Origin of the sequence: Streptomyces boncukensis, from assembly GCF_011045075.1 — a bacterium.
Classification (GTDB): Bacteria; Actinomycetota; Actinomycetes; order Streptomycetales; family Streptomycetaceae; genus Streptomyces; species Streptomyces boncukensis.
In genome coordinates, this window is the sequence record NZ_JAAKZZ010000337.1 from 1 (window position 1) to 8,442 (window position 8,442).

5 protein-coding genes and 1 riboswitch are annotated in these 8,442 nt (G+C 72.5%); of the genes, 1 reads left to right on the plus strand and 4 read right to left on the minus strand.

What is annotated here, in order from left to right:
* Positions 1–243 precede the first annotated feature (243 nt).
* The 3 genes from G5C65_RS25725 to G5C65_RS25735 form a co-directional block, all read right to left on the minus strand.
* Positions 244–1,140, minus strand: a complete 897-nt coding sequence (locus G5C65_RS25725; protein ID WP_165301314.1) for a M23 family metallopeptidase — start codon at positions 1,138–1,140, stop codon at positions 244–246.
* Between the two features lie 14 nt (positions 1,141–1,154).
* Positions 1,155–1,314: riboswitch (cyclic di-AMP (ydaO/yuaA leader) on the minus strand.
* A 278-nt stretch (positions 1,315–1,592) separates the two neighbouring features.
* Positions 1,593–2,963: a M16 family metallopeptidase gene (locus G5C65_RS25730; RefSeq protein ID WP_165301318.1), complete on the minus strand. Its 1,371-nt coding sequence runs from the start codon at positions 2,961–2,963 to the stop codon at positions 1,593–1,595.
* Between the two features lie 29 nt (positions 2,964–2,992).
* Positions 2,993–4,339 (minus strand): M16 family metallopeptidase, encoded by a 1,347-nt coding sequence (locus G5C65_RS25735; RefSeq protein ID WP_165301315.1) that lies wholly within the window; start codon positions 4,337–4,339, stop codon positions 2,993–2,995.
* A gap of 369 nt (positions 4,340–4,708) precedes the next feature.
* Between G5C65_RS25735 and G5C65_RS25740 the strand changes: the two genes are divergently transcribed.
* Entirely contained in the window at positions 4,709–7,183 is a 2,475-nt protein-coding gene (locus G5C65_RS25740; protein ID WP_165301316.1) for a DNA gyrase/topoisomerase IV subunit A, read from the plus strand.
* Positions 7,184–7,254: 71 nt separating this feature from the next.
* Here the strand turns inward: G5C65_RS25740 and G5C65_RS25745 are convergent, their stop codons facing one another.
* Positions 7,255–8,361: a GTP-binding protein gene (locus G5C65_RS25745; protein ID WP_165301317.1), complete on the minus strand. Its 1,107-nt coding sequence runs from the start codon at positions 8,359–8,361 to the stop codon at positions 7,255–7,257.
* Between the last annotated feature and the right edge of the window lie 81 nt (positions 8,362–8,442).

Genomic DNA, 8,442 nt, shown 5'->3' on the forward strand with positions numbered 1-8,442 from the left:
CTTGCGCCCCCGCAAGGAGGCGGGCAGCAGCGGCCGAACGAACTCCCACTCCGCATCAGACAGTTCATGGCGACGTATCACCCGACCATGATCCACCATCCAAGATCAATTGAAGACACCGCCTAGGACAGTCGGCCGGAATTTCCGACGGGCCGTATTGAATTCCTGTGACATCGGCGGAAATACGGCGTGAATCAGCCCCCCGGCCGTGGCCGGGGGGCTGGGGGACCGTGCGCGGAACGGTCAGACGCTGACGCCGTGCTGGCGCAGATAAGCGACCGGGTCGATGTCCGAGCCGTAGTCGGGGCCGGTGCGGGCCTCGAAGTGCAGGTGCGGCCCGGAGGAGTTGCCGGTCGAGCCGGACAGGCCGATCTGCTGGCCCGCGGTGACCGACTGGCCGACCGAGACGCCGATCGAGTTGAGGTGGCCGTACTGCGTGTACGTGCCGTCCTTGTGCTTGATCACGATGTTGTTGCCGTACGCGCCGCCGTTGCCCGCCTCGACGACCTCACCGGCCGCGACGGACTTCACGGGGGTGTTCATGCCCGCGTGGAAGTCGACACCGGTGTGGCTGCCGGAGGACCACATGCCCCCGCCGACCTTGTAGCCGGTGGAGACGTACGAGCCGTCGACAGGCAGCACATAGCCGCCGCTCGCGGGGGCCGGCGCCGCGCTCTCGCGGGGCGCGGAGCGCGAGGCGGCGGCCTTGGCCTGCTGCTTGGCGGCGCGCTCCTTCTCGGCCTTCTCGCGCGCCTGCGCGGCCTTCTGCCGCGCCTTCTCGGCCGCGGCCTTCCGCTTGGCCTCGGCGGCCTTGCGCTCCGCCGCGGCCTTGATCTTCGCGGCCTCCGCCTTGGCGGCGGTCTCGGCCTCGGCCTGGAGTTCGGCGGTCTCCTGCACGATGGCCTGCTCGTGCATGGTCTGCGCGAGGTTGTCGCCCTGCGCCTCCAGGGCGCGGATGAGCCCGGTGTCGTGGGCCTCGCCCGACTGGTCGCCGTCCGAGGCGAGAGCCGGGGACGCGAGGGTGCCGACGACGCCGGCGGCGGTGAGCCCCGCTATGCCCGCGGCGCCCGCGCCTGCGCGGCGTATCCGACTGGGCTGCTTCGGGCGACGGTGCTTCCCCGTGGCACGGGTGAACGCCATGAGCTGGCGCACTCCTTTCCTTCCTTCTCGCCTACCGGGTTAGCTGACGGGTTCGGAGCAGGAAGGTCTCCTACGGCCGGCCCCTGGCGAGGGCCGCCGATTCACCCCAGGGACTGCGTGGGTCCCCGGCTCCCCTCGGGCGCGGGGCCCTTGGAGACTCGGCGATCACTGGGCGTCGGCCGCGGGCGCGGTCACTTCTGACGCACAGCGGCAACGACGCTAAGCGCGCGGCGAGCGGGGCACCAAACGAATCCCGGGGTTTGTCGTACACGCCACACCGCGACTCACCACATCGGCGAATCAAACGGACATTTGCCCGTCATGGACACCCCATCAGAAAGCCCCGTGGAAGCAGACATACCCCCTTCCACGGGGCCGGGATCCGGCGGCTCATCCGCCGTCGGACGAGCCACCGGATCCGCCACCGGATCAGCCGCCGGAACCGCCGCCGGTCAGGAGCCGCTGACGACCTTCACCTCGCCGATCCCCAACTCCCGCACCGGGTCGGCGATCTGAGCGGCGTCCCCGACGAGCACCGTCACCAGGCGGTCGGCCGGGAAAGCGCGCACCGCAGCGGCGGTCGCCTCCACCGTCCCCGTCCCGTCCAGCCGCGCGTACAGCTCGCCCTGGAAGCCGTCCGGCAGCTCCTGCTCGACCTGGTCGGCCAGCGTCCCGGCGACGGCGGCCGCGGTCTCGTAGCGCAGCGGGGCCACGCCCACCAGGTTCCGCACGGCCACGTCCCGCTCGTCGTCCGTGAGGCCCTCGGCCGCGAGGGTGCGCAGCACCTGCCACAGGTCCTGCAGCGCTGGGCCCGTGACGTCCGTCGCGACCGAGCCGCTGATCGCCAGCAGCGCGGCGCCGGTGCCGTCCGGCGCCGAGCGCAGCACCTGGCCGAACGCGCGCACCCCGTAGGTGTAGCCCTTCTCCTCGCGCAGCACCCGGTCCAGCCGGGAGGTGAGGGTGCCGCCCAGGCAGTACACCCCGAGCAGCTGCGCGGGCCATACGCGGTCGTGCCGGTCCGACCCGACGCGGCCGATGAGCAGCTGCGTCTGCACCGCGCCCGGCCGGTCCACGATGACCACCCGGCCCGCGTCGTCCGCAGTGACCGGCGGGACGGGCAGCGGCTCGGCGGTGGAGCCCGTCCAGGCGCCCAGCGTGTCGGCCAGCGCCGCGTCCAGCGCCACGCCGTCCAGGTCGCCGACGACGACGGCCGTGGCGGTGGCGGGGCGGACGTGCGCCTCGTAGAACGCGCGGACGGCGGCGGCGTCGATCCGCTCCACCGTCTCCTCGGTGCCCTGGCGCGGCCGGGACATCCGGGAGCCGGCCGGGAACAGCTCGCGGGACAGCTCCTTGGCCGCACGGCGCGCCGGGTTGGCCAGCTCGTGCGGGATCTCGTCCAGCCGGTTGTTCACCAGCCGCTCGATCTCGCTGTCCGGGAAGGCGGGCGCGCGCAGCGCGTCGGCGAGCAGGCCGAGCGCCTTCGGCAGCCGGGAGGCCGGCACCTCCAGCGAGACCCGCACCCCCGGGTGGTCCGCGTGTGCGTCGAGGGTGGCACCACAGCGCTCCAGCTCGGCGGCGAACTCCTCGGCGTCGTGCTTGTCCGTGCCCTCGCTCAGCGCCCGTGCCATGATCGTCGCCACCCCGTCCAGGCCCTCCGGCTCGGCGTCCAGCGGCGCCGGCAGGCACACCTCGACGGCGACGACCTCCTGCCCCGGGCGGTGGCAGCGCAGCACGGTCAGCCCGTTGGCCAGCGTGGCGCGCTCGGGCGTGGGGAACGCCCACGGCTTGGGGGCGCCGCCGGCGGGCTGGGGGTGGAATTCCATGGTGGTGCCCTCGGGCGCGTCGGCTCCGCTCACTGCCCGGTCTCCTCAACCTCGTTCTGGTGGTCCTGCTCGTCCGCTGCCGCTACCGGCTCGTACACCAGCACCGCGCGGTTGTCCGGGCGCAGCCGCTCGGCAGCGGCGGCGCGTACCTCCTCACGTGTGATGCCGAGGATCCGCCCGACGGCTCCGAGCGCCAGCTGCGGGTCGCCGAACAGCGCCGCGTAACGGCACAGTTCGTCGGCCCGGCCACCGACCGTCGCCAGCCGGTCCAGCCACTCGCGCTCCAACTGCGCCTGGGCGCGCTCCAGCTCCTCGTCCGTCGGCCCCTCCTCGGCGAAGCGGCGCAGCTCGTCGTCGACGGCGGCCTCGATGTCCGCCACCTCGGCGCCGCCGGACGTCTTCACATCCAGCCAGCCGAGCGAAGGGGCCCCGGCCAGCCGCAGCATCCCGAACCCGGCGGCGACGGCGCTGCGGTCGTGCCGTACCAGACGGGAGTACAGCCGCGAGGACTCGCCGCCGCCGAGCACGGTGAGCGCCACATCGGCGGCGTCGGCCCCGCGGGTGCCGTCGTGCGGCAGCCGGTACGCCTGCATCAGCGCCCGCGAGGGCACCTCCTCCCGGAGGACCTCGCGCTTCTCCTCGCCGATGATGTCCGGCAGCGAGCCGTCCCGCGGCGGGCGCTTGGCCTCGTGCGCCGGGATGGAGCCGAAGTACTTCTCCACCCAGGCGAGCGTCTGCTCCGGATCGATGTCCCCGACGACGGCCAGCACCGCGTTGCCGGGCGCGTAGTACGTACGGAAGAACGTGCGGGCGTCCTCCAGCGAGGCGGCGTCCAGGTCGGCCATCGAGCCGATCGGGGTGTGGTGGTACGGGTGGCCCTCCGGGTACACCATCGCGGTCAGGCGCTCGAACGCCGTGCCGTAGGGCACGTTGTCATACCGCTGGCGGCGCTCGTTCTTGACGACGTCGCGCTGGTTCTCCATGGACTCCTCGTCCAGGGCGTGCAGCAGCGAGCCCATCCGGTCGGCCTCCAGCCAGAGGGCCAGCTCCAGCTCGTGCGCGGGCATCGTCTCGAAGTAGTTGGTGCGCTCGAAGCTGGTGGTGCCGTTGAGCGAGCCGCCGGCGCCCTGCACCAGCTCGAAGTGCCCGTTGCCGCTGACCTGGGCCGAGCCCTGGAACATCAGGTGCTCGAAGAGGTGGGCGAGGCCGGTGCGGCCCTGGACCTCGTGGCGGGAGCCGACGTCGTACCACAGGCAGACAGCGGCGACCGGGGTCTGGTGGTCCTCGGAGAGCACCACGCGCAGGCCGTTGGCCAGCCGGTGCTCGGTCGCTGTCAGCCCACCGGCGCCCTGCGGGGGCGTGGCCGTGTGACCCATGGGCGTGGAGTCCCTTCGATCGCGGGGGTTCCCGGCGAGCGCCGGGACTTGGTGTGGGCCGCCTGCCACGCCCGGCGCGGAAGGCGGCCCTGTCACTGTATGCAACCGTGCCGACCAGGTGCGAAGTTCCCGTACCGTACGCGGATGAGCCCGGGCCCTCCGCACCGGTGCGCCGGGTCGGTGGGGCCCGGTGTCGGTAGGGCGGTCCACAATGGTCCGCGTCACAGCCCCACAACACCAGCACGACAGCAGCACACCGCACCAGTACCACTGCACACCACAGCACAGCATCACCGACGCATCGGCGTACCGACGCAGTGAAGCACCGGAGCACCGATGCACCGAAGCAGCGAAGGAGCCGCAGCCGCGATGGCCCGCCGCAGTAAGACCAGGACGCCCGGGGGCGCCCCAGGACCGGAGTCCGGAGAGGACTTCGAGGAGCGCATCCTCGACATCGACGTCGTCGACGAGATGCAGGGCTCCTATCTGGAGTACGCGTACTCGGTCATCTATTCGCGCGCGCTGCCCGACGCACGCGACGGGATGAAGCCGGTCCAGCGCCGCATCCTCTACCAGATGCACGAGATGGGGCTGCGCCCCGACCGCTCGTATGTGAAGTGCGCCCGCGTGGTCGGCGAGGTCATGGGCCGCCTGCACCCGCACGGCGACAGCGCGATCTACGACGCGCTGGTCCGGATGGCGCAGCCCTTCTCCATGCGCGTCCCGCTGGTCGACGGCCACGGCAACTTCGGCTCCCTCGGCAACGACGACCCGCCCGCCGCCATGCGGTACACCGAGTGCCGCTCGGCGCCCGCCGCCGGCCTGCTGGTCGACTCGATCGACGAGGACACGGTCGACTTCGCGCCGAACTACGACGGCAGCCAGGAGGAGCCCCTCACCCTCCCCGCCGCGTATCCGAACCTCCTGGTGAACGGCTCGTCGGGGATCGCGGTCGGCATGGCGACGAACATGCCGCCGCACAACCTCGGCGAGGTCGTCGCCGCCGCGCGCCATCTGATCAAGCACCCGGGCTCGGACCTGGAGACCCTGATGCGCTTCGTGCCCGGCCCCGACCTGCCCACGGGCGGGCGGATCGTCGGGATGGACGGCGTCAAGGACGCGTACGCCACCGGGCGCGGCACGTTCCGGATCCGGGCGACGGCGCGCGTCGAGCAGGTCACGGCCCGCCGCAAGGGCCTGGTGGTGACCGAGCTGCCGTTCGCGGTGGGCCCCGAGAAGGTCATCTCCAAGATCAAGGACCTGGTCAACGCGAAGAAGCTGCAGGGCATCGCGGACGTCAAGGACCTCACCGACCGCGAGCACGGGCTGCGCCTGGTCATCGAGGTCAAGAACGGCTTCAACCCGGAAGCCGTCCTCGCCCAGCTCTACAAGCTCACCCCGATGGAAGAGTCCTTCGGGATCAACAACGTGGCGCTGGTCGACGGCCAGCCGCTCACCCTGGGCCTCAAGGAGCTGCTGGAGGTCTACGTCGACCACCGGTTCGACGTGGTGCGCCGCCGCAGCGAGTTCCGGCGCAGCAAGCGGCGCGACCGGCTGCACCTGGTCGAGGGCCTGCTGGTGGCGCTGGTCGACATCGACGAGGTCATCAGAATCATCCGGTCGAGTGACAACGCGGCCGAGGCCAAGGCCGCGCTGATCTCCCGCTTCGAGCTCAGCGACATCCAGACGCAGTACATCCTCGACACCCCGCTGCGGCGGCTCACCCGGTTCGACCGGCTGGAGCTGGAGGAGGAGCGGGACAGGCTGCGCGCCGAGATCGAGCAGCTGACCCTGCTCCTGGAGTCGGACGCCGAGCTGCGCAAGCTGGTCTCGTCCGAGCTGGCGGCCGTCGCCAAGAAGTACGGCACCCCGCGCCGCACCGAGCTGCTGGACGCCGCGGAGGCGCCGGTGGCCGCGGTCCCGCTGGAGGTCGCCGACGACCCGTGCCGGGTGCTGCTGTCCTCGACCGGTCTGCTGGCCCGCACCGCCAACGGGGAGACGGCCTTCGCCGAGGCCCCCAAGCGCGCCAAGCACGACGTGGTGGTCTCCGCCGTGCCCGCCACCACGCGCGGCGAGGTCGGCGCGGTGACCTCCGCTGGACGGCTGCTGCGGCTGCCCGTGGTGGACCTGCCGCAGCTCCCCGAGAGCCCTTCCGCGCCGAACCTCGCCGAGGGCATGGCCGTCTCGGACTTCCTGACGCTGGAGAGCGGCGAGCAGCTGGTCTGCCTCACCACGCTGGACGAGTCCTCGCCGGGCCTCGCGATCGGCACCGAGCTGGGCACCGTCAAGCGCGTGGCCCCCGACTACCCGGCCAACAAGGAGGAGCTGGAGGTCATCGGCCTCAAGGACGGCGACCGCGTCGTCGGGGCCGTCGAGCTGCGCACGGGCGAGGAGGACCTGGTCTTCATCACCGACGAGGCGCAGCTGCTGCGCTATCCGGCCGGCCAGGTGCGGCCCCAGGGCCGCGCAGCGGGCGGCATGGCCGGCGTCAAGCTGGGCGACGGCGCGAAGGTGCTCTTCTTCGGCGCCGTCGACCCCTCGGTGGACGCCTCGGTGTTCACGGCGGCAGCCGCCGACGGCACCCTGGACGGCGGCTCGCTGAGCACCGCCAAGCTCACCCCCTTCGACCAGTACCCGCGCAAGGGCCGGGCCACGGGCGGAGTGCGCTGCCAGCGCTTCCTGAAGGGCGAGAACCGGCTGGTGCTGGCCTGGGCGGGCGCCGCGCCGGCGCGCGCCGCGACGAGGACCGGGGCCCCGGCGGAGCTGCCGGAGCCCGATCCGCGCCGCGACGGCTCGGGCCTGCCGCTGAAGGGGGCGGTCGCGGCGATCGCGGGGCCGGTGTAGTCCCGTACCGGGATGCGCATGCGCTAGGGCGCGCCCCCTCCCCGTTCCGGCGAGGGGGCGCGCCCTTGGCCCTAGACGGGGTCCGGCTCCTCGACGTCCGCGACCTCCGCGTCCGCGACCTCCGCGTCCTCCTCCTGCTCGCCCTCGACATAGCGCCAGACGCCCCACAGGGCGCGCTCGTCGACCGCGTCCCCCGCGCCGGCCGCGCAGGCGGCGGCGCCCGCCCGCAGGGCCTCCCCGTCCACCCCGGCACCGATCATCACCAGCCGCGTGCCGCGCTCCTCCCCGGGCTCCCACTCCAGGGGCGAGAACCGCAGAAAGCCGCCGACCGCGTGCAGCGCGTACTTGTGCCGGGGGTCGGCAGCGCCGAAGTCGACAAATCCCTTGATCCGGTAGAGCCCGGCGGGGCGGCTGTCGAGGAAGTCCAGAAAGCGCCGCGGGTCCACCGGCCCGGCATCGGCGTACTCCACGGCCTCGTACGCGGCGTGCAGATGCCCCGCGTGGCCGTGCTCGTGGTCGTGGTCGTCCTGTTCGTACAGCAGCGCGTCGAACGAGAGCTGCTCCACATCCGCCCGCTCCCGCCGCGCACGGTCGAACAGCAGCTCCGGGTCGACCCGCCCGTACGACGCCTCCACCACCGGCGTCCGCGGGCTCAGCTCCTCCAGCGTGGCGCGCAGCGCCCGCAGCGGCTCCGCCGGCACCCGGTCGGCCTTGTTCAGCACCAGCAGGTCGGCCGCTGAGACATGCCGGTCCAGCTCGGGGTGGCGGGCGCGCACCCGGGGGAACTCCGCGGCGTCCACCACCTCCACCAGGCCCCCGTAGGTGATGTACGGGCTCTCGCTCGCGAGGATCATCCGGATCAGCGTCTCCGGCTCGGCCACCCCGCTCGCCTCGATGACGAGAACGTCCATCCCGGCCGAAGGGCGGGCCAGGACGTCCAGCACCCGGTCCATGTCGCTGGTGTCCACCGCGCAGCACAGGCAGCCGTCGCCCAGCGACACCATCGAGTCGACCTGCCCGGCCACCGTCATGGCGTCGATCTCGATACTGCCGAAGTCGTTGACGATCGCTCCGATGCGGGTGCCTCTGCTGTGCCGCAGCAGATGGTTCAGGAGCGTCGTCTTCCCGGACCCCAGAAAGCCCGCCAGGATGACGACCGGAATCCGTCTGCTGCCCACGCCTCGCCTCGCTCTGCCTCGCTCCCGCTGTCCGAACGGCTGCCGATCGTAGCGAACGGCACCGACAGCCCCGCTCCCTCC